General features: G+C 41.6%; 21 protein-coding genes, 1 pseudogene and 1 riboswitch. Of the genes and pseudogenes, 19 read left to right on the top strand and 3 right to left on the bottom strand.

Features of this window, described 5'->3' with window-relative positions; translation table 11 throughout:
• The first annotated feature begins 850 nt into the window (after nucleotides 1–850).
• A riboswitch (cyclic di-GMP riboswitch) is annotated at nucleotides 851–932 on the top strand.
• A gap of 18 nt (nucleotides 933–950) precedes the next feature.
• The 5 genes from ACQKKK_RS02000 to ACQKKK_RS02020 all read left to right on the top strand — a co-directional run bounded on the left by ACQKKK_RS02000 (nucleotide 951) and on the right by ACQKKK_RS02020 (nucleotide 3,445).
• A complete protein-coding gene (locus tag ACQKKK_RS02000) occupies nucleotides 951–1,073 on the top strand; it encodes an anti-repressor SinI family protein (RefSeq protein WP_427613692.1) in 123 nt (40 codons plus the stop codon).
• Between the two features lie 256 nt (nucleotides 1,074–1,329).
• Entirely contained in the window at nucleotides 1,330–1,467 is a 138-nt protein-coding gene (locus tag ACQKKK_RS02005) for a hypothetical protein (RefSeq protein ID WP_289337304.1), read from the top strand.
• Nucleotides 1,468–1,758: 291 nt separating this feature from the next.
• A complete protein-coding gene (locus ACQKKK_RS02010; RefSeq protein WP_427613694.1) occupies nucleotides 1,759–1,908 on the top strand; it encodes a hypothetical protein in 150 nt (49 codons plus the stop codon).
• Nucleotides 1,905–2,390 (top strand): VanZ family protein, encoded by a 486-nt coding sequence (locus tag ACQKKK_RS02015; protein WP_427613696.1) that lies wholly within the window; start codon nucleotides 1,905–1,907, stop codon nucleotides 2,388–2,390. Before ACQKKK_RS02010 ends, ACQKKK_RS02015 begins: the two co-directional genes overlap by 4 nt.
• Nucleotides 2,391–2,986: 596 nt before the next feature.
• A complete protein-coding gene (locus ACQKKK_RS02020; protein ID WP_427613697.1) occupies nucleotides 2,987–3,445 on the top strand; it encodes a hypothetical protein in 459 nt (152 codons plus the stop codon).
• 465 nt (nucleotides 3,446–3,910) lie between these two features.
• Here ACQKKK_RS02020 and ACQKKK_RS02025 read toward each other — a convergent pair whose 3' ends face one another.
• Nucleotides 3,911–4,840, bottom strand: coding sequence for a LytR family transcriptional regulator (locus ACQKKK_RS02025; protein WP_427613699.1), 930 nt, complete (start codon nucleotides 4,838–4,840; stop codon nucleotides 3,911–3,913).
• Between the two features lie 154 nt (nucleotides 4,841–4,994).
• Here ACQKKK_RS02025 and ACQKKK_RS02030 point away from each other — a divergent pair, with 154 nt between their 5' ends.
• The 5 genes from ACQKKK_RS02030 to ACQKKK_RS02050 all read left to right on the top strand — a co-directional run bounded on the left by ACQKKK_RS02030 (nucleotide 4,995) and on the right by ACQKKK_RS02050 (nucleotide 9,419).
• The gene (locus ACQKKK_RS02030) at nucleotides 4,995–5,783 is read left to right on the top strand and encodes a hypothetical protein (protein ID WP_427613701.1); all 789 of its coding nucleotides are present in this window, start codon (nucleotides 4,995–4,997) and stop codon (nucleotides 5,781–5,783) included.
• 3 nt (nucleotides 5,784–5,786) lie between these two features.
• A complete protein-coding gene (locus ACQKKK_RS02035; RefSeq protein ID WP_427613703.1) occupies nucleotides 5,787–6,164 on the top strand; it encodes a GntR family transcriptional regulator in 378 nt (125 codons plus the stop codon).
• Nucleotides 6,161–6,853, top strand: coding sequence for an ATP-binding cassette domain-containing protein (locus tag ACQKKK_RS02040; protein ID WP_427613705.1), 693 nt, complete (start codon nucleotides 6,161–6,163; stop codon nucleotides 6,851–6,853). The genes ACQKKK_RS02035 and ACQKKK_RS02040 overlap by 4 nt, the downstream gene beginning before the upstream one ends.
• Nucleotides 6,854–7,361: 508 nt before the next feature.
• Nucleotides 7,362–8,513, top strand: coding sequence for a hypothetical protein (locus ACQKKK_RS02045; protein ID WP_427613706.1), 1,152 nt, complete (start codon nucleotides 7,362–7,364; stop codon nucleotides 8,511–8,513).
• A gap of 258 nt (nucleotides 8,514–8,771) precedes the next feature.
• Nucleotides 8,772–9,419: a DUF2642 domain-containing protein gene (locus ACQKKK_RS02050; protein ID WP_427613708.1), complete on the top strand. Its 648-nt coding sequence runs from the start codon at nucleotides 8,772–8,774 to the stop codon at nucleotides 9,417–9,419.
• A 29-nt stretch (nucleotides 9,420–9,448) separates the two neighbouring features.
• Here the strand turns inward: ACQKKK_RS02050 and ACQKKK_RS02055 are convergent, their stop codons facing one another.
• Nucleotides 9,449–10,720 (bottom strand): replication-associated recombination protein A, encoded by a 1,272-nt coding sequence (locus ACQKKK_RS02055; RefSeq protein WP_427613710.1) that lies wholly within the window; start codon nucleotides 10,718–10,720, stop codon nucleotides 9,449–9,451.
• A gap of 726 nt (nucleotides 10,721–11,446) precedes the next feature.
• Nucleotides 11,447–11,725: pseudogene (locus ACQKKK_RS02060) on the bottom strand (nuclease-related domain-containing protein); the annotation flags it as partial.
• A 441-nt stretch (nucleotides 11,726–12,166) separates the two neighbouring features.
• Between ACQKKK_RS02060 and cymR the strand changes: the two are divergent.
• The 9 genes from cymR to ACQKKK_RS02105 all read left to right on the top strand — a co-directional run bounded on the left by cymR (nucleotide 12,167) and on the right by ACQKKK_RS02105 (nucleotide 20,544).
• Nucleotides 12,167–12,586 (top strand): cysteine metabolism transcriptional regulator CymR, encoded by a 420-nt coding sequence (gene cymR / locus ACQKKK_RS02065; RefSeq protein WP_089361582.1) that lies wholly within the window; start codon nucleotides 12,167–12,169, stop codon nucleotides 12,584–12,586.
• Nucleotides 12,587–12,646: 60 nt separating this feature from the next.
• Nucleotides 12,647–13,792, top strand: a complete 1,146-nt coding sequence (locus ACQKKK_RS02070; RefSeq protein ID WP_427613712.1) for a cysteine desulfurase family protein — start codon at nucleotides 12,647–12,649, stop codon at nucleotides 13,790–13,792.
• A gap of 29 nt (nucleotides 13,793–13,821) precedes the next feature.
• Nucleotides 13,822–14,937 (top strand): tRNA 2-thiouridine(34) synthase MnmA, encoded by a 1,116-nt coding sequence (mnmA, locus tag ACQKKK_RS02075; protein ID WP_427613713.1) that lies wholly within the window; start codon nucleotides 13,822–13,824, stop codon nucleotides 14,935–14,937.
• A 124-nt stretch (nucleotides 14,938–15,061) separates the two neighbouring features.
• Entirely contained in the window at nucleotides 15,062–15,727 is a 666-nt protein-coding gene (locus tag ACQKKK_RS02080; protein ID WP_427613715.1) for a tetratricopeptide repeat protein, read from the top strand.
• Between the two features lie 36 nt (nucleotides 15,728–15,763).
• The gene (gene recD2, locus ACQKKK_RS02085) at nucleotides 15,764–18,172 is read left to right on the top strand and encodes an SF1B family DNA helicase RecD2 (protein WP_427613716.1); all 2,409 of its coding nucleotides are present in this window, start codon (nucleotides 15,764–15,766) and stop codon (nucleotides 18,170–18,172) included.
• Nucleotides 18,173–18,286: 114 nt separating this feature from the next.
• Nucleotides 18,287–18,853, top strand: coding sequence for a LemA family protein (locus tag ACQKKK_RS02090; RefSeq protein ID WP_427613718.1), 567 nt, complete (start codon nucleotides 18,287–18,289; stop codon nucleotides 18,851–18,853).
• Nucleotides 18,853–19,623: a TPM domain-containing protein gene (locus ACQKKK_RS02095; protein WP_427613720.1), complete on the top strand. Its 771-nt coding sequence runs from the start codon at nucleotides 18,853–18,855 to the stop codon at nucleotides 19,621–19,623. The genes ACQKKK_RS02090 and ACQKKK_RS02095 overlap by 1 nt, the downstream gene beginning before the upstream one ends.
• Nucleotides 19,624–19,880: 257 nt before the next feature.
• Nucleotides 19,881–20,339, top strand: coding sequence for a PRC-barrel domain-containing protein (locus ACQKKK_RS02100; RefSeq protein ID WP_427613722.1), 459 nt, complete (start codon nucleotides 19,881–19,883; stop codon nucleotides 20,337–20,339).
• Nucleotides 20,329–20,544 carry a hypothetical protein gene (locus tag ACQKKK_RS02105; RefSeq protein WP_427614048.1) on the top strand — a complete coding sequence of 72 codons (216 nt, stop codon included), beginning with the start codon at nucleotides 20,329–20,331 and terminating at the stop codon, nucleotides 20,542–20,544. Before ACQKKK_RS02100 ends, ACQKKK_RS02105 begins: the two co-directional genes overlap by 11 nt.
• The last annotated feature ends 138 nt before the right edge of the window (nucleotides 20,545–20,682 follow it).

Here is a 20,682-nt window from a genome sequence, read left to right on the forward strand (position 1 = left end):
GTATTTAATAATTAAGGAGAGTATTTGAAAGAAGGAACACATCATGGTTAAGTTAAATCGAAGTTTCAGATTATGAAAAAGGGATTTCGGACTTTTGTCCAGGAGGATAAACACTGTTCCTATCACCCTTAATTCACTTAAGGGATGGATTTTGCGGATCATCCAGCAGTTATGGATTAAAGAGGAAACATTCAAGCTGCTGATGCTAATTCGTCCTAAGAGGGATACAAATTAGATAATCAAATAGAACCAATAATGCTGATTGACATAATAATGTAAAGATGGTAAGTTCAATCTGAATATTCGTTATAAAGAACAATGTGTTCGTTAAAGGTTGGAAGTTTGAAGGATTAAAGTAATGAAAAATGTAAAATAATAAATTCTACTTTTAAATATATATACCTATCATTTATTAAAAGCAAAAGCTCAATTAATGAGTTATAGAAAGGATGAATTTTAATGCCTTTATACCAAATGAGAGAAATATGGACACCTTTAAAATTAGTTGGAGTTAAGTTTTTTAAAACAGATGAAGGAAGTATTTTTATGAAAGTTTTTAATAAACGTCGAAGAAAGTTAAATTAATGCATTTTTTTAATGGCAGTTCAGCTTGTTTATGATTGATCGGAATTTCCCAATATACCTAGTTTTAAGACAATTTCTTTGAAGGATTTTGTAGAATGATGGCAGAAATTAACGAAAATTATTAATGATTAATACTTTAGTTTTAAAGTATAATTAACATGAATATAGTATTAAAGGCTTAGAAAAAATATAATGGGGTGTCGACTTCTTAAAAAAGTAGAATTGCACGCCATGAAACTAAATGGGAAAATTAAATGTTAAATATTCTTGAGAAAAGCAAACCTATTGAAAAGTAGGGACGCAAAATTACAGGTCTAAGGCTATGCTAAGACGGCTGTGTTACCACAAATTAGGCGGGAATTTTCATGAAAGCAAACAATGAATTAGAAGAATGGGTTTATTTAATGTTGGAGGCGAAAAACTCAGGATTATCCATTGAAGATGTGCGTGACTTCATCGTAACAAATAAATCTAGAGTAAAACAGTAAATCATGGGATTAGCAATATTTACTTTAGGGAAGGCTGATATACAGTCTTCTTTTTTTGTGGATCCTCTAAGGGATAAATAGGAATTTTAAGTTCACCTAACCTTCTATAGTTTTACGAAAAATAACCTACAAAAAAATAGTGAATAATACCTAAATGTTTTCGGGTATGTGCCGATATAACTATAAAGATCAAGCAAAGGGACTTCGCGGCAGGCGATGTCAGATAGCTGCCATCAAAATAAAAGGAGATTATTTGATGACAAAAAACAAATTCATTACGTTCGAGGAAGTTTATGAAAAGAAACAAAGAAGCAAGAAGATTTTTATTGGGACTTATATTACCATTACTTTAGTATTGATTTCATTGATGACTTATTTAATGGGGCAATCATGATAGAGGGTGTCGAATGGGCTGAGGAATCGGTCCTTTTTGTTTCTTTTTCATTTGGCTTTTACACCAAATGAACTACATATATTCAACTGATGATTTTGATATTCCGTCAGTTATGAACTTTTTGTGATCATATCTTTTAATATTTCTTTAAAAATTCAGATTTTACCCTTTTGTAGATTCATTCCGCTTGCCAATCACCAATTTATATGTGATTATCAAATAAAAGAGCTATATTCCTTATTTTTGAAAAAAAGGATTAGGACAACAGTATGAAATGGTGGCTCAATTATATTGGAGTGGAAAATTCAAATGGATTTTTTTGATGTTTTAAAAGACACTTTTGCCAAAGGAGAGTCTGGGCAGGATGTTACTGTAAATGAACTTGTGGAGGAGATTAAGGAGAAATTAAGCGGGATCATGGAAGAACCTGATAGTATATGATCCGTAGATATTTCGTCCCGGGTTTGCTCGTTTTATGGGCGATGGTCATCTTCTTTTTTTCCTCGCAAACGTATGAGGAGCAAAGCATTTCCCCTTTATTAGCACAGTTCAATACGCCGTATTGGTATGATAGATTAAGCGGCATTTCATTCATGTATGGTGGTGTTGAAGTAAGTGTCCAAACAGCTGGAGTGAACGGTTTTCTGGAGTTTTTCCTTCGGAAGGGTGCCCATCTTTTTATCTTTTTTGTGTTTGGATTATTGACATATGGTGTTTGGCGCCGTTTTGTGAAGAATCCTGTTCTTTCGTTTTCAGGCGCTTTTTTATGCGTCCTTTTTTATGCGAGTGCGGACGAGCTGCATCAAAAACTAACGGGTGGACGAACTCCCTTGTGGCAGGATGTCATGCTGGACACGTTTGGCGGTTTGCTGGGAATTTTCTTTTTTCTTATCTTTTATCGATGGAGAAGTCCTAGAATCTGAAGAAATCATTTCACATAAACTTCTAACAATATGCTTTTCTTTTGGAGTGCCCGCACAGGAAAAAATGAATAAAAACAAGTATAAAAGCAGTGGATTTCGCAAGTGAAATCGCACTGCTTTTCGTGTTTTTTAGGATGAAAATCTTTTTATTCTATTGGCTGATGAATTGTTATTTACGTATAATCGAATATCCCAGATGAAAAGTCATAACAAAGTAAGTGGAGAGTTGAAAATTGCCGTCTCTTGACGGCAATGTCAACTTTTCATTCTTCCTTAGAATAATTCAAATGTAGCTACGCTCTTTTATATGTCTTTAACAATCCTGATAGGCTGCACAGCATTATTATTCTGGGCTTTATTTGGTTCTGCATTTAAGAAGATATTTGCAAAATACGATAATGTGTTTATTACTCATTTATTCTGCCATTGCAATTTTCTAAAGAAAGGCCCATTTGGAATGAATCCACATGAGCGAAAGTAACATGCCGAAGTTAGAGGGATTTCGACCGCATAAAGGGATTACAACAACATGCTTCTTTTTTATCGTTATCCCTTATATATATAAATAAATGATAACCTGTGAGGGTGATTGATGAGTGAGGAGACAAAATAAGGTTCAACTGGGAGCATTGGCGATTATTCTCCTGGCTTTAGCAGCAGGGGTTTGTATCATTTTTCTTTGGCCGAGCGGTTCAAAAAGCGTTGTGGAAGATTTTTATGAGTATGAAAGTGAAGCGGAGTTCGGGAAGTCCTGGGATTTGTTAAGTTCTGAAATGAAGCTGCGGTTTCCGAATCGGGCAGATTATGTACAAAATCGCTCCCATGTGTTTTTACAGCATATGGATGTGGAGACCTTTCAGTATGATATAGGCCGAATTAAGAAAGTGAAGAACTGGAGTCTGGATAAGGGTGGAAGGGTGCATAAAACGGCCTTTAAAATTCCAGTTACACAGGTCTTCAATTCTCGCTTTGGGGTGTTTAAATTGGAACAGGAATGCTATGTCGTAAAAGAAAAAGGCGAATGGCGTTTGTTATGGGATTATCAGTTTGAATAGATTCCTCTCCTTTTTCAGGCTCAAGTTCGTTTTAGTGAAAAGGGAGAGGCGATGCTCTCTTGTAATGATTCCAATAGATCTACTTATCATGAAACATATTTCATTCTTGAGCGATCACTGATGGCTTTCAGAATAAACATTTTGTCCTGTGTGCTCAGCATAGCCCAGCTGCCTGCTTTGATTTTCATTTAAATCGACTCCTTTTGTTTAGGATTATTTATTATGGTTGGTGAATGATGGTTGATGGAATTCCGGGTCCAAAGAATAATAGTGTCAAGTAATGATAGGGGCAAGGGGAAGATGTAATTATCAGCTCCTACTAGATTATACCGTTTTTCCATGCCCAATAAACAACAAAAATTCCAACAAATCTCTACAATTGGTGTTCGTTTTTTGTCAGATTATTGGACGGGGAAAATGAAAAAGCCGTCGGGATGCAGGCCCGGACAGCTTTTTCATTTTTTCTTATTTGATGGATAATTGTTCTTTTAATTCGGATTGAACCTTTTCTTTTTCCTCATCCGACACAATATAGTAGTAGATTCCGTCGATTTTCGTTCCGTTGCCATTTATGGATGATTCGGTAATGCTTTTGCTAGCGTCTCTGTAGTTCTTTTGGATGTCCATCATGTCATCAAACGTCAAATTCGTCTGGATATTATTACCTAGTGCGTCGAAGACATCATTGTATTTCGTCAGAGAGGAAACGCTCGCACCCTCCCTGATGACAGCCTCAATGATGGAACGTTGTCTGGACTGACGGCCAAAATCACCATTCGGATCATCATGCCTCATTCGTGAGTAGGCTAAGGCTTCTTTCCCATTAAGAGTATGCGAACCTTTCGCAAAATGAATGCCATCGGAGGTGAAGTCCAAATCGTTTTGAACAGTCACTCCGCCGACTGCGTCAACGATATCCTTAAATCCTTCCATATTGATCTTCATATAATAGTCGATCGGGATATCAAGAAAGTTTTCAACAGTATCCATGGACATCTTCGCGCCGCCAAAGGCAAACGCATGGTTGATTTTATCCTTTGTACCATGACCGACGATCTCGGTCCGTGTATCACGCGGAATGCTTAGCATTTTGACTGACTTCTTTTGTGGATTGACCGTCAAGACGATCATTGTATCTGAACGGCCTTTGTCGCCATCACGTTCATCGACACCGAGCATGAGCATCGAGAAGGGCTCCTGATCCGATAGTGCTAGGTCTTTTGTTCGTTTATCCGTGTCACGGTCTATGGGTGTATGCATGGAGTCAACGGTTTTAGTTAGAGCATTCCATACGGAGTAGGCAAACGCTCCCCCTGCTAATATGAAAAGTAGGACAATTATACCAACTACCTTCAGCCATGTCCGTTTCTTTTTCGTCTTTTTTTCATGTCTCATATTTTACTTCCTTCCTCTTTTTGTAACCACTTCATCTATTATATTTAAATTCACTATAAAAGAATAGTATATTTTGTTATTTTATAATACTTTTGACATATATCAGTGTAGTTGTGTACTATGTAACTAGAACAATAATGAGGGGGTTGGGAAGTTGAATTCGTTTAAAGGTTTAATGCAGAAGGAGTGGCTGATCGGGAAATCCACACTTCTTTGGCTATTGGTTGCGCAGCTTGGCTTAGTGTTTATTGTTTTTTTAGTATCCAGGTATTTGGAAGTTGCGGGTCTTTTTTATTTGTGCACAGGGGTAATCATGTTCTTACAACCATTTTTTATGTTCTCTTTGATTTTTGGATGTTTGAATTATGAGGGGAAGACGCAGTTGTGGATTCATAATCCCCAGTCTGCGGCGATGCTGCTTGGAAGTAAATTATTGTCAAGTGTGCTGTTTCAGGTGGTTTCAATTTTATTTGCCTGCTGTTTAGTTTTTGTGGCTTTTAGGGTTCCGACCAGTTATTTTCAGCCAGACTTTCAGATGGAAAATATTTCGGAATTAGGAGGCTTGCTACAGATAGGCGGGGTTATGACGGCGATCAGTATTGTCATTGCCGTGCTAATGATGTTTTTATGGGTAGTGTATCATGCACTCGCAAGGATTCAGCTTATTAAAAATATTCGTTGGCTGATAGTGTCGCTTCTGTTTATAGGAATGGTTTTGGTAAAAAATTGGGTTGGGAATACCAAGATATATAAGAAACTGGATGAGCTATGGGCTGTACCTGCTTTTAACGGTTCGTCGTTTAGCTTGTCTCAAGCCAAGTTTGAGTTTTTTATAGAAAGTAGAGGGAATATTTCGCTTTTGACAAGTGGATTGGATGTTATCGCATTAGTGATATTGTTCCTCGCTTCATGTTGGCTCTTGGATCGAAAGGTTGAGGTGTAGAGGATGTCAGAGGATTTTCATGCTTCAAAACCGATTTATTTGCAGGTTGCCGATCGAATTTGTTATTCAATTGTACGGGGTGAGGTAAAGAGTGGAGATAAGCTGCCATCGGTCCGCGAAATGGCTGTCGAAATGGGTGTCAATCCGAATACGATCCAGCGTACTTATACCGAGATTGAGAGGGATGGAATTGTGGAGACGAGACGGGGGCAAGGTACATTCGTTAAAAATGATCCGGTGCTGATTGCATCATTGCGTAACCGGATTCAAACGGAAGTTATCGAGACATTCGTTGAAAATATGAAAGAAATCGGCTTGTCGAGAGAAGAAATGCTGACAGCGGTACAGCAATTTCTGAAGAAGCAGGGGGATGCAAAATGACGGTTGAGCTGCATGATGTAACGAAAAAGTATGGTAGTATTACTGCCCTGGATGGTGTTTCACTCACGTTTGAAATGGGGAAGATATATGGGGTGTTGGGGGCCAATGGCAGCGGTAAGTCAACCTTGCTCAAACTTATTGCCGGTCTCGCGAAACCGGATCATGGAGAAGTGACGGTTGATAGGGTGCCGGTAAGCAGGAGGACGGCTTCTGTTGTTTCTTATATGACAGAGCTTGATTTTTTCTATAGCCATTTTACGGCAGGTCATTATATTGATTTTTATGCATCGCAATTTGCTGATTTTAATCTGGATAAGGCAATTGAAATGCTGGCATTCATGAAATTGGATGTCCGGAAGAAGGTCCGTACAATGTCGAAGGGGAATCGGGGAAGGCTGAAATTAGTGCTGGCCCTGTCTCGGGAGGCGCCAGTCGTGTTATTGGATGAACCATTCTCAGGGTTGGACGTTATGGTCCGGGAATCGATAGTCCGGAGTTTGCTGTCTCATATCGATTTTGAAAGACAAATGGTTATCATGGCCACTCATGAAATCGAGGAAATCGAGAAAATCCTTGATGAGGTGATCGTGATCAAGGATGGTAAAGCCATAGGAAAGGAAGTAGCTGAGGACCTCCGCGAAACCGGTGGGAAATCGGTAATCGGATGGCTAAAGGAAAATCATAGGTAAATGTCATGCTCCGAATTTTCATTTGGAGTTTTCTTTTTTCAGGACATACGAGCAGACTTTCACGTTTTTTAGGGAATTGTATGCAAATGGTAGGCAGTAAAAAGAGCTAGTGGCTGCTTCCAAGGATCCTTTTCAATTCTGATACATTTGCCGTTATCCAGTGTAAAAGGAAGCGTGTGGCTAAAGCAGTAGCCAAGGAGTAATGATGGAATTGTCCAATAAGTAAGAAGAAAATCAGGCAGGCTGTATGTGCCCGTTTGGCCATTTTCAATAAGTAAAATGATGAAGTAACTCCGGGAAAAATTCCGGAGTTTTTTTTATTAAAAAAGTAAGGCCCTTTTTAATAGTTGAATAGAATGGAAAAAGTTTTTTTCATAACAATTTTCTAGGCGTACGACGATTTACTACAAAATGGGTGATTAGCAGAGTCCGTATTAGAAAGAAGGCGCATATATATGCAGTACGGATATCACTAAAGTATAAATAACTATTGGAGGCTAAAGGAAAAATGGAAGAGACTGTTGGTTTACCTTACCTTGAAGCTTTAACAGGGAAATTTGTGAGGGTGTTTAAAGGCGGGCCTGAATCTAGAGAAGGCAAGCTTTTAGCAGTGCAGAGCGATTATATCGTGATTCAAACAGAACAAAATCAACTCGTATATTTCGCCATCGAGCATTTGAAAATCGTTGTGGGGAATGCGAAAAAATCTCAACTTGATTTATGTGCGATCAACGAAGAAGAAACAGTATATTCAGCAAATTTTTTAGGTATGCTGGAATCACTTCAATCTAGCTGCATTCAAGTGAATGGCGGCGGTCCGGCATCAAAAGTTGGCCGGGTTGTAGATGTAAAAGAGGAATTTCTAGTTTTATCCAGTGAGAAAGACGGGCTTGTACTATACCCAATTTCCCATATTAAAAGTGTAACAGTGCTGGAGCTGGCGGACAATGAGTTATTGCCTGAATTTGGTGACGGTACAGAAACAATTAACGGCTTACTATCGCGGTTAGTCCACAACTGGGTATCCGTCAGTGCTGGAGGACCTAATAAAGTTGAGGGCATCCTGATGGAAGTTACTGACAAACACCTTATCGTTGTTCATCATGAAGAATTATTTTATGTGACAACGGATCATGTCCAATTCGTAGTTATAACTGTGCAGGTAAATGAAAATTGCGGCGAAGAAGCAGAAGGTGAAAACTCTGCAAATGGAGGCTCGGCAAAAGGAAGAAGTTCAAGCAGTTCATCAGATGAAAGCAGCAGTTCGTCAGATGAAAGCAGCAGTTCTTCGGACGAAAGCAGCAGTTCATCAGACAAAAGAAAAGGTTCATCAGACAAAAGAAGAGGTTCAACAGACGAAAGCAGCAGTTCATCAGATGAAAGCAGCAGTTCTTCGTACGAAAGCTCTTCAAGCAGTTCATCAGATGAAAGCAGCAGTTCTTCGTACGAAAGCTCTTCAAGCAGTTCGTTGGATGAAAGCAGTTCATCAGATGAAAGCAGTTCATCAGATGAAAGTTCTTCAAGCAGTTCTTCAGATGAAAGCTCTTCAAGCAGTTCATCAAATGGAGGTTCAAGGAGACTTCGAGGTCCTCGTGTAAATGCGTTCAAGCAAATATGGATTGAGAGCTTAATCAAAGCAACATCTCAAAACACACGGTAAAAGAAATACCCAACAGGTACAGCAACCAATATGGAGTTGTTGTGCCTTCTTATGGAAAGTGGACATGCCGCTCTTGCCCATGATAGAAGATGTTTCATTTTATAAAATTTTTTAATGACGATTTTATCAGTCAAATGCTATTGGAACTGACAAAAAAATGGCCAAGCAACCATTCTAATGACAGGTAACCTGGTATCAAGTTGGAACAAAGCATACTTTTTGGTTTGATTGATTTCAATAGAAAGGAGGAAGCAACGCTTGTTATCAAAACATATAGGTCAGTATATGGAACTTGAGCTCGCAGGGAATATACATGAAGCGGGGAGTTTAATTGAAGCAAGCTCGGACATCATCGTCTTGTATACTGGAAAAGTGTACCGTTACATTCCATTCCGGCACATTAAGAATTTTTCCTTTCCAATGATCGAAGAGGAGTTTGGGTCGGGAGGAGAGCCGGAAATCGAAGAGACATCGTTCCGAAAATTGTTGATGAATGCGAAGGGGAGGTTCGTTGAAATCCTGCTCACGAAAAAACACTCGGTTCATGGCTATATCGTGGGAATCATGAATAACTATTTCGTCTTTTATTCGCCTGTATTTAAAACGATGTTCATCTCGATGGATCATTTGAAGTGGCTTTCGGTTTCTAATGATGAAAAAGGCCCTTACGGTTTAAATAAATCAGAGCAACTGGCACAGGTCTCATCTTTAAGCTGGGCCAGGACATTGGAGGAACAGATGAAAAAGCTAACCAATAAACTGGTGGTGCTCGACTTAGGGATGCATCCGAAGAATATTGGTAAGATCAGTACGGTGAAAGATGGCATCATTGAGATGGTGAATGCTCATGGGGAGGCGGACTTTGTCAATATGAGACATGTCAAAAGCTTTCATTTCCCCCAATAAAAAAACTCCGGGTCTGAAGTGATCCGGAGTTATTTCTTTTTCTCGATATTTTCATAGACCGATGCCAGGGCTTGTTCAAATTTCCCGCTCTTTTTCGGTTTGTAATATTTTTTGCGGCGCAGTTTGTCCGGTAAGTATTGCTGCTTCACCCAGCCACTCTCGTAGTCATGCGGATAAAGGTAGCCGATGCCGCGTCCGAGATCCGTGGCCCCTTTGTAATGGGCATCCTTAAGATGGTCAGGTACATCTCCGCTATGGCCGCTGCGAATGTCAGCCAGAGCTGCATCAATTGCGACATAGGCTGTGTTCGATTTAGGTGATAGGCATAACTCGACCACTGTGTTGGCAAGTGGAATCCGGGCTTCAGGAAATCCGAGCCGTTCAGCGGCTTCGACTGCAGCGAGGGCCCTGGGACCAGCCTGAGGATTGGCAAGACCTATGTCTTCGTAGGATATGACTACCAAGCGGCGGGCAATGCTGACAAGATCGCCGGCTTCGATCAAGCGCCCCAAATAGTGAAGGGCTGCATTCACATCACTTCCGCGAATTGATTTTTGAAAAGCCGAAAGGACATCATAATGGGCATCTCCATCCCTGTCATGTGAGAAGCTTTTTTTCTGCATGCATTCCTCGGCAATTTGCAAATCTATATGAATCGTTCCGGACTCATCGGGTTCGGTGGAAATGACGGCGAGCTCAAGAGCGTTAAGGGCACTGCGGACATCTCCGTTTGAAGCAGTCGCGAAATGGGAAAGGGCATCAAAGCTGACATCCGTTTCATACGCACCAAGCCCCCGCTCTTCATCATGAAGTGCCCGTTCCAGAGCTGTAGTTATATCATTGGTTTCCAAGGATTTGAGCTCGAAAATCTGGCACCGGCTTCGGATAGCCGGATTGATTGCATGATAGGGATTGCTGGTCGTTGCACCGATCAAGGTAATCATCCCGTTTTCGAGATAAGGCAATAGGAAATCCTGTTTCGCTTTATCGAGGCGATGGACCTCGTCAAGCAGCAGAATCACTTTACCGGACATCTTAGCCTCGGCTGCCACGATTTCCATATCCTTTTTATTATTGGTCACTGCATTCAGCGTCCGAAAAGCAAACTTCGTGCTTCCGGCAATCGCACTTGCAATCGATGTCTTGCCAATTCCCGGCGGACCATACAGAATCATGGATGAAAGCTGCTTGGCCTTCACCATCCTTGCGATAATTTTCCCTTCACCGACCAGATGCTCCTGCCCGATGATCTCATCAATCGATCGAGGCCGCATCCGGAAAGCAAGCGGTTTAATATTCATTGCGCACCTCTCCTTTTAATATAAGGTATCACAACTTATGGGGAAAATGCGCTGATTATGCTGTGAATGCAGTTGAATTAGTATTTAATGCGCCCTTCTGACAGCTAATTCGACCTTCACAGGAAATATTCGTCCTTCGGGAAAATAATTCGTCCTTCACACCAATTAATTTGTCCTCTCCTCAATAATCGAACGTAAAAAGTAAACTCTTCCTTTGGTGTTGCCGGAATGATGTAATTTTAATGAGGTTAATAACTTTTTTGCACTGGATGGAAATTTGAGTTGGAGGAATTGCCGGAATTCGCTGTTGGTAATGGTAGGTTTAACGAGGAATACATAATCCTGAAGAGCGGAGATGTGGGCATCATGGGAAGAATGCAAACATGTACGGCAAATCCACTTTCTTAATCGTCTCTCCATAGAAAATGCATAACATTTATGGCAGTATACTCCGGTTTGAAGGGCGGTAAGAGGATCCATAGCTTTCTAAAAGATTTGGAATATAAGGTGTTTGTTCGTCGAGCAATAAAGTAGATATTCTTTTCATATTTCTAGTTGAAAGGATTTTCTTTTTATATTTTTTTTGAATTCTGCAATTTTTATAAGAATACTATCTTTACGTATCACTTTTCTATAAATATCTCTATTCTAAAGCTCGTATTATAGTTGATGAATTGGCGCTGACGACTAATGTTTTCTACTGGAAGATTGATGATTTTTTTAATTTTAACCATTCAACTGGCACTGCCGGTTCACTTGCAGAATTGGATCATCAAAAGCTTCTGTTCTTCCATCTGGATTTGTGCGGATAAGTTGATTGAATGTGTTGTCGAAATAGATTTCACCAGCCATGTTTTTCACTTCAATAATTAATAGAAAATAAGAACTGAGAATAAGGATGTCGATTTGGAAGGGGAAGGTTGATCCAATTAGACGGAAGTCATGAAAAAATAGATACTCTTTTTCAGGAAGGGCATTTAAAGAGGTTAAGACTCTATATTCCCCACTATATCCAGCTTTGTTTTTTTGATGTCTGAGTTAATATCGGTTGCTAAGCATGATCAGGTGGTAAGCGTCTCATTAGAGCTTCTATCATATGTACTTTTAAAGGTATCTCACATTCGTTTATCATCATAGTAATAATAGAAATATTCTCTATTAATGATAGGTTTCCTGTATTTTTTAGTAAAAGGAAATGTGTCAAAGAACAGAACTTTCATTTAAAAAATGTACGTTGTCTTACAAAGAAGTTAATTTGTCCTAAATGCGGGATAATTCGTCCTTGATAGATAATAATTCGTCCTTGGAGCTGGATAATCCGTCTATTCCCTACCTCTCCAATTTGGATAATTGACAAATGAAGGGCGGGTGAATGCATTTCTAGTAGGAATATGCTATAATTTCAACAGAATTTATAAACGGATAAATAATATGAGGTGTATATGAATGAAGATATCTACTAAAGGCCGATATGGTTTAACCATCATGATCGAGCTTGCTAAACATTATGGAGAAGGCCCGAAAAGTTTGAAATCGATTGCCCAGACGCATAATCTCTCGGAGCATTATTTGGAGCAGTTGATAGCGCCGCTGCGTAATGCAGGATTGGTGAAGAGTGTCCGTGGTGCGTATGGCGGGTATGTATTGTCTAAAGATCCTCAGGAGATTACTTCGGGTGATGTCATTCGTGTATTGGAAGGACCGATTACCCCTGTTGAAGGAATTGAGGATGAAGAGCCGGTGAAGCGCCAGCTTTGGATCCGGATCCGTGATGCTGTGAAGGATGTATTGGATAATACGACGCTTATGGATTTGGCAAACTATAAGGATACAGGTGAAATCAATTCTTATATGTACTATATTTAAGTGATCAGCAATGCGCCTATTATGTAGGCGCTTGCGTTTTTTAATGGAGGCGACAATAAAGTGGACAGAATATATTTAGATCATGCTGCGACTTCACCGATGCATCCGAATGTGATCGATAGAATGATGACAGTCATGAGCCATGACTTTGGTAATCCGTCGAGCATTCATGCTTTCGGGCGGGAGGCTCGCCATGTTTTAGATGAGGCGCGTTCGAGTATTGCAAAGAGCATCGGTGCCGGGCGGAATGAAATCATTTTCACGAGCGGCGGAACCGAGGCGGATAATACGGCGATCATTGGTGTTGCGAATGCTTATGAAGAAAAAGGAAAGCACATCATAACGACGGAGATCGAGCATCATGCGGTTTTGCATACATGCCAATTCCTTGAGAAGTCTGGCTTTGAAATCACATATTTACCTGTGAATGAAGCGGGGCTTATTTCGCTTGCTGATTTAAAAGCGGCATTGCGGGACGATACAATTTTGGTTTCGGTCATGTTTGGCAACAACGAAGTCGGAACGATCCAGCCGATTGCTGAAATTGGACAATTGCTCAAAGGTCATCAAGCCATTTTCCACACGGACGCGGTTCAGGCATACGGTTTGATCTCTATCGATGTTCGTGAATTGGGTGTGGATTTGCTGAGTGTAACAGCGCATAAAATCAACGGTCCCAAAGGAATCGGCTTTCTATATATGCGTGAAGGCTTGAAGCTGAATCCGCATTTATATGGTGGGGAACAAGAACGCAAACGCCGAGCGGGTACGGAGAGTGTGCCGGCCATTGCCGGTTTTTCAGAAGCTGTTTTAATTGCACAAAGTATGATGGAAAAGAAAACGGAGCAATACAAGCAATTTAAAGACGTATTGCTTGCCGTCCTTGATGGGGCGGATGTACAATATGAAATTAACGGATCTATGGAACAATCGCTGCCACATGTGCTGAATGTTAGTTTCCCGGGTACGAATGTGGAATCGATGCTCGTTAATATGGACTTGGCAGGTGTTGCGGTATCGAGTGGATCCGCTTGTACGGCAGGGTCAATCGATCCGTCGCATGTTCTTGTGGCGATGTTCGGGAAAGATTCGGAGCGGACGAAGAATTCGATTCGTTTCAGCTTCGGTTTGAACAACACCGAAGAAGAAGTCAGGCATGCTGCTGAAACCACCGTGAAAATCGTTAAAAGATTAGTGGGAAGATAATTCTTTCTTTAAATAAATGAGGTGACAGAATGAATAAAGCACCACAGGATACCCGCGTCGTCGTGGGTATGTCAGGAGGCGTGGATTCTTCTGTGTCAGCCCTGCTTTTGAAGAATCAAGGCTATGATGTGGTCGGGATTTTCATGAAGAACTGGGATGATACAGATGAAAACGGAGTCTGTACGGCAACGGAAGATTACAATGATGTAATTGCTGTTTGTAATCAAATCGGCATCCCTTATTATGCGGTAAATTTCGAAAAGCAATATTGGGATAAAGTATTCACTTATTTCTTGGATGAGTATAAAGCGGGCCGCACCCCGAATCCGGATGTAATGTGCAATAAGGAAATCAAGTTCAAGGCATTCCTTGAGCATGCGGTAAGCCTTGGTGCTGATTATGTGGCTACAGGCCATTACGCGCAGGTAGAATACCGGGATGGCGAATACAAAATGCTTCGCGGTATTGATAATAATAAGGATCAAACCTACTTCTTGAACCAGCTTACTCAGGAACAATTGGAAAAAGTCATGTTTCCGCTTGGGCACATTGATAAGAAGGAAGTCCGTGAGATTGCGAAAGAAGCGGGTCTTGCTACGGCAACGAAAAAAGATTCAACAGGCATTTGTTTTATCGGTGAACGCAATTTCAAAGAGTTTTTAAGCAATTACCTTCCAGCACAGCCCGGTGATATGGTCACGATGGATGGCATCGTCATGGGCAAGCATGACGGTTTGATGTATTACACGATTGGTCAGCGTCACGGTCTAGGGATTGGCGGCAGCGGCGAACCTTGGTTTGTTGCGGGAAAAGACTTGAAGCGCAATGTTTTATATGTGTGTCAAGGCTTTGATAATGATGTGCTGTATTCCAATTCCCTTCGTGCAGTGAATGTCAGCTGGGTAGCGGAACATATACCTGCGGGTGAATTTACTTGTACGGCAAAGTTCAGGTACCGACAAGAGGATAGCGGTGTTAAGGTGAAGGTTCTGGAAAATGGCGGTGTCGAAGTCATCTTTGACGGGCCGGTCCGCGCGATCACACCTGGACAGGCAGTCGTATTCTATGATGGTGAAGTGTGCCTGGGTGGCGGTACGATTGATGAAGTATTTAAAAAAGGTGAAAAACTGACTTACGTAGGGTAAAATAAGCATGTCCCCAGCTGTGTTTGCGGTTGGGGACTTCTTTTGGATTGCGAGTGTGCTGTCTGAATTCGACCGATGGCTTATGCTATACTTTTTAATATGAAAAATGGAGTGTGAAATGATTATGGATAAGAATCAACAAGGAATTGAGTTTATGCAGCAAGGAAAATACGAAGAAGCGGCGAAAGTTTTTAATGAGGCGATCGAGGAAAATCCGAATGAGCCTGTTGCCTATATAAACTTTGGGAATGTATTGACTGCCGTGGGTGAAACGGATAAAGCGGTCAAGTTTTACAAAAAGGCGATTGAGCTGGATGAAAATGCAGCTGCGGCTTACTATTCATTAGGAAACTTATACTATGAAACCGATACTAAATTAATCGAAGCAAAGGATATGTTTGAAAAGGCTATCCGTTTGGGTCTTGAGAACAGCGATGCTTACTTTATGCTTGGATTGACATTGATGGCGTTAGATCAGCCGAAATTGGCGATGCCTTATTTACAGAGAACGGTAGAGCTGAGCCCTGAGGACGTTGATGCGAGATTCCAATATGCGCTATGTCTTGCCAATGCGGAATTGTATGATGAATTGATCAAGCAATTGAATTTAGTGGTTGAACAGGATCCAGGCCATGCCGATGCTTATTATAATTTAGGTGTTGCGTTTGCCGGGTATCGTGAGGATGCGCAGGCGGCGATGGCTTATTTTGATAAAGCTTTGGAAGCACAGCCTGACCATATGCTTGCTGCACACGGTAAGAAACTGATGGAAGAAATGAATGCTGAGTAAATAGACTGCATTTGCATGGAAAGGTGGGGAGAAGCGTTGAGCCAGCAAGATTCGTTGGATTTGTTTTCAGAAGAGAAAATGTTCATGAAAGGAAGTCATTTAGTGACGATCTTTCATAATGAAGAAAATATGTACTCGGTTGTAAGAATTCGTGTGCATGAAACGAATCTGAATTATGAAGAGAAGGAAGCTGTCGTGACAGGTTACTTTCCAAGGATGCATGAGGATGAGATCTATATTTTTTATGGGGCGATGAAGGAACATCCGCGTTTTGGCCTTCAATTTCATGTAGAGCATTTTCGCAAGGATTTGCCCCAATCAAAGGAAGGCATCGTCAGTTATTTATCCGGTGACCTGTTCAAAGGCATTGGGAAAAAAACAGCCGAGAGCATTGTTGAGACACTAGGGGAAAAGGCAATTTCCAAAATTCTGGCTCAGCCTTCGTTACTTGATAATATCCCGAAGCTATCCGGGGAAAAGGCAAAGGGTCTCTATGATACATTAGTCGAGCATCAAGGTCTGGAGCAGATAATGATTGCCCTGAATCAATATGGCTTCGGTCCGCAGCTGTCGATGAAGATTTATCAATTGTATAAACAGGATACGATTTCGATGGTTCAGGGAAATCCATATAAGCTCGTAGAGGATATTGAAGGGATTGGTTTTGGACGGGCGGATGAGCTTGGGCATCAGCTTGGCATTTCCGGCAGCCATCCCGACCGAATCAAGGCTGCGTGCTTGTATACACTTGAAACACAATGCCTTCAGGACGGAAATATCTACATAGAAGCCGAGCAGCTTTTGGAAGCTGTCAAGCGCCTGCTCGAGGAAAATAAACGGGATCGCATTGAGTTCACGAACATTTCCTCGGAAATAATCGAATTAACGGAAGAGGGGAAAATCGTTGTCGAGGATCAACGGATTTATCCTCCTTCACTTTACTATTCTGAAAAGGGAATTGTTACGAACATCAAGCGGCTGCTCGCACAAACCGAGTATGAAGACCAGTTCCCGGAATCGGAATTTTTACTGGCCCTTGGGAAGCTGGAAGAGCGTCTAAATGTTTCTTATGCCTCAGCTCAAAAAGAGGCGATACAAACAGCCCTGCAGTCCCCTATGTTGATCTTGACGGGGGGACCTGGTACTGGGAAGACGACGGTGATCAAAGGGATTGTTGAGCTATTTGCAGAGCTGCATGGTGTATCCATGGACATTAATGATTATAAAAAAGAGGGAAGCGATCCATTTCCATTCGTTCTTGCGGCCCCTACTGGCCGTGCAGCGAAACGCATGGCCGAATCGACTGGACTCCCCGCTGTTACGATCCACCGTTTGCTGGGGTGGAACGGGAGTGAAGGCTTTTCCCATGATGAGGATAATCAGCTGGATGGCCGGATCGTGATCATCGATGAGGTTTCCATGGTGGATACATGGCTGGCCAATCAATTGTTTAAGGCTTTGCCGGAAAATGTCCAAGTGATATTGGTAGGTGATGAAGATCAACTGCCATCGGTTGGACCTGGGCAGGTTTTAAAGGATTTGCTTGCGTCGAATTGTGTGCCTACTGTCAGTCTGGAACATATTTATCGTCAAGCTGATGGCTCATCGATCATTGAATTAGCCCATGGTATCAAAAAAGGAAAGCTTCCGGATGATGTGACGAAGCAGCAAGAAGATCGATCGTTCATTCGCTGCCAGACCGGGCAAATCGCTCAAGTAATCGAGAAAGTGGTTGCGAACGCCAGGACGAAGGGTTTCACTGCCAAGGATATACAGGTGCTGGCTCCCATGTATAGAGGTCCTGCCGGGATTGATGCACTGAATAAAATGCTTCAGGAAGTGTTCAATAGCAATGCGGATGAAAAGCGGCGGGAGATTAAATTCGGAGATGTGATATACAGAACGGGAGATAAGGTGCTTCAACTGGTGAACCAGCCAGAGGAGGGTGTCTTTAACGGCGATATGGGTGAAATCGTGTCCATATTGTTCGCTAAGGAAAATACCGATCATGTCGATAAAGTAATCATATCGTTCGAGGGAATCGAAGTGACATACACGAAACAGGACTTGAACCAGATTACGCATGCGTATTGCTGCTCCATCCATAAGTCGCAGGGAAGCGAGTTCCCTATTGTCATTTTACCTGTAGTAAAAAGTTATTATCGGATGCTCCGCCGTAATTTATTGTATACGGCGATTACTCGCAGTAAAAACTTCTTGATCCTTTGCGGTGAAGAAGATGCATTCCGTCTAGGAATAGAGCGTAATGATGAGATGCGCCGGAAAACGACCTTGCGTGAAAAGCTGCGGGAGATTTTGAGTGAAGAAGATATGCCGGTGGAAAAGGGAGAGGTGCAAGCGCCCGAGGCAAGTTATCTTGATGTCTTCATGAATGCTGACCCGATGATCGGGATGGAGGATGTCACGCCTTATGATTTTATGTAGCTGATGATCAATGTTTGGTTCTTATTTTGATAAATTTTGTTTGAAAATCATAGTCTTGGTAGAAATAATATAGAATATAACTTATATGAATGTGAAAGAGCAGGGGGGATTTGGATGAAAAAAGGTTGGATAATAGGAATAGTAGTTGTCGTTTTACTTGTCATTTATGGGGCAACTTCTTACAACGGTCTTGTAAGTGCCAATGAAGACGTAGACAATAAGTGGTCACAGGTGGATAATCAATTAAAACGAAGAGCGGATTTGATTCCGAATCTTGTCGAAACGGTGAAGGGTTATGCTTCGCATGAAACGGAAGCCATTAAAGCGGTGAGCGATGCACGCTCGAAGTTGGCAGGTGCCAATTCGACTGAAGATGCTATTAATGCGGACCAAGAATTGAGTGGGGCTTTAAGCCGTCTTTTAGTGGTTGTCGAGAACTATCCGGATCTAAAGGCCAATGAGAACTTTAAGGGTCTCATGGATAGTTTGGAGGGGACGGAAAATCGCTTGACGGTAGCACGGAAAGACTATAATGATGAAGTTACCAACTATAATAAGACGATTAAACGCTTTCCAAAGAATATGATGGCAGGTGCTTTCGGGTTCGATGCCAAACCATATTTTGAAGTGACCAATCAAGAAAAAGAAACGCCAAAGGTTGATTTTGGGAGCGATAAATAATGAAAAGACTCGCTGTGTTTGCGCTATTTTTCATTCTCACGTTCAGTTTAGCAAACGTAGTCGCAGCACAACCTAAAATTCCTGAACCAGTTGGGGATATATATGTCCAGGACTTTGCCGGAGTCCTGGATGATCAGGAAAAATCCGAACTCATCGAGCTTGGGAAAAGGTTGGATGATGCCACAAAAGCACAAATTTCCGTTTTGACGGTTGATTCGTTGGAAGGATCTGAGATTGAGGAGTACTCGGTCCAGGCATTTAGGTCATTCAAGCTTGGTGATGCAGAACAGAACAATGGAGTCCTCATCGTTCTGGCTAAGGAAGAACGGAAAATCCGTATTGAAGTGGGGTACGGTTTGGAAGGTGCCATTACCGACATAAGATCTGGACAGATTTTGGACAATGTGGCAATCCCCGAGCTGAAGGCGGGTAAATACGATCTTGCCCTGACTGAAACCTATAAGGCCGTATATAACGATGTCACGGAAGAATATAACTTAGGTGACGAGTTTCATCAAGATCTATCGGTTCAGCCCGAGTCAGAAACTTTTCGGCCATCAGCTTTACAGATTTTTCTCATTATCATCGTTGTCATCATCGTATTCATCATCGATGCCAAGTTCTTTAAAGGGTTTTTCCTTCAAATATTACTCAATATCCTCTTGATGTTCATCAGTCGCGGAGGTGGCGGTGGCCGTGGAGGCGGCAGCGGTCCACGGGGCGGCGGCGGCGGAAGTTCCGGCGGCGGTGGTTCCAGCAGAGGCTGGTAAGATGGGATTGACCGGGAAATCGGTCACAGTTTGGAGACAAAAGGGGTTCGGAATTAAAACATTCCGAACCCCTTTTGAAATTCCCTTTGACTTTTCGACTTTCATCGATTTTGTCTAAAGTTTGTGACTGGGAAACCGGTCTTTTTTTATACCCGTCACTGGATATCCGTAAGGTTGATCAACAATGGAAAACCTTTCAGCACATCTATTTTCATGATGAAAGAGATAATAAAAATGTTCGGAAAGGCGGGATGACCTTGCGGACGTTTTCTTTATTGAAAGGGATGCCGGTTTTTACAACCAAAGGAGAAAGAGTCGGCACGGTCCACGATTTATCGATATCTGATTCGGGTCAGGTAACAGGCTTGGTCATTCATCAACAGGCATTGTTCAAAAGAGCTTTTCATTTAAAACTGGACGATATATCTTCGTTCGGTCCAGATGGGATCTTCATCATGCATCAGGATTCAGCCCTAGGTAAAGTGCCTGCGGATTCCATGTGCTTCACGAAGGACGAATTATTGGGACGCATGCTTTTTTCAGAAATGGGTGAGGAGCTTGGTTTACTGCAGGATGTATATTTCAAGGAAAAAATGGGCACGATTATAGCGTATGAAACAACGGATGGGTTTTTCTCGGAGTCGACAGTGATAGAATCAAAGCAGCCGCCTGCATTAGGGAAGGATACCATCATTGTTTCAGTTTATGAACAGTGAGGTGTCCATTTTGGAAATAAAATGTCCGAATTGCCGCAGTAAAGATGTTGGGAAGATTGGCGTTAATCAATATTATTGTTGGAATTGCTTTATTGAAATGACCTTATCCGAAGGGATCATTAATACGCACCAGGTCGAGGAAGATGGAAGTTTAAGCTCCTTGGACGACTTGTTTGATGAAAATGACCGCCGCTTCAGTATGTAATTAACGGAAGAGGTGTTGGCAATGGCTAGACGTTCACGCAATAATCTAATGAATATGGGTTCGGACTTGATGAACTCGAAGATGATCAAACGGAATATGAAGAAAATACGTAAAAGATTAAAATCATTATTTTAATGG

Origin of the sequence: Peribacillus sp. NPDC006672, assembly GCF_050274955.1 — a bacterium.
Classification (GTDB): Bacteria; Bacillota; Bacilli; order Bacillales; family DSM-1321; genus Peribacillus.

Excerpts from the sequence above, each read along its gene's own strand:
- ACQKKK_RS02080 (WP_427613715.1), top strand. The coding sequence starts at position 15,062 with ATGGATAAGAATCAACAAGGAATTGAGTTTATGCAGCAAGGAAAATAC.
- ACQKKK_RS02040 (WP_427613705.1), top strand. The coding sequence starts at position 6,161 with ATGACGGTTGAGCTGCATGATGTAACGAAAAAGTATGGTAGTATTACT.
- ACQKKK_RS02025 (WP_427613699.1), bottom strand. The coding sequence starts at position 4,840 with ATGAGACATGAAAAAAAGACGAAAAAGAAACGGACATGGCTGAAGGTA.
- ACQKKK_RS02000 (WP_427613692.1), top strand. The coding sequence starts at position 951 with ATGAAAGCAAACAATGAATTAGAAGAATGGGTTTATTTAATGTTGGAG.
- ACQKKK_RS02045 (WP_427613706.1), top strand. The coding sequence starts at position 7,362 with ATGGAAGAGACTGTTGGTTTACCTTACCTTGAAGCTTTAACAGGGAAA.
- cymR (WP_089361582.1), top strand. The coding sequence starts at position 12,167 with ATGAAGATATCTACTAAAGGCCGATATGGTTTAACCATCATGATCGAG.
- ACQKKK_RS02035 (WP_427613703.1), top strand. The coding sequence starts at position 5,787 with ATGTCAGAGGATTTTCATGCTTCAAAACCGATTTATTTGCAGGTTGCC.
- ACQKKK_RS02095 (WP_427613720.1), top strand. The coding sequence starts at position 18,853 with ATGAAAAGACTCGCTGTGTTTGCGCTATTTTTCATTCTCACGTTCAGT.
- ACQKKK_RS02090 (WP_427613718.1), top strand. The coding sequence starts at position 18,287 with ATGAAAAAAGGTTGGATAATAGGAATAGTAGTTGTCGTTTTACTTGTC.
- ACQKKK_RS02015 (WP_427613696.1), top strand. The coding sequence starts at position 1,905 with ATGATCCGTAGATATTTCGTCCCGGGTTTGCTCGTTTTATGGGCGATG.
- ACQKKK_RS02055 (WP_427613710.1), bottom strand. The coding sequence starts at position 10,720 with ATGAATATTAAACCGCTTGCTTTCCGGATGCGGCCTCGATCGATTGAT.
- mnmA (WP_427613713.1), top strand. The coding sequence starts at position 13,822 with ATGAATAAAGCACCACAGGATACCCGCGTCGTCGTGGGTATGTCAGGA.
- ACQKKK_RS02005 (WP_289337304.1), top strand. The coding sequence starts at position 1,330 with ATGACAAAAAACAAATTCATTACGTTCGAGGAAGTTTATGAAAAGAAA.
- ACQKKK_RS02105 (WP_427614048.1), top strand. The coding sequence starts at position 20,329 with ATGAACAGTGAGGTGTCCATTTTGGAAATAAAATGTCCGAATTGCCGC.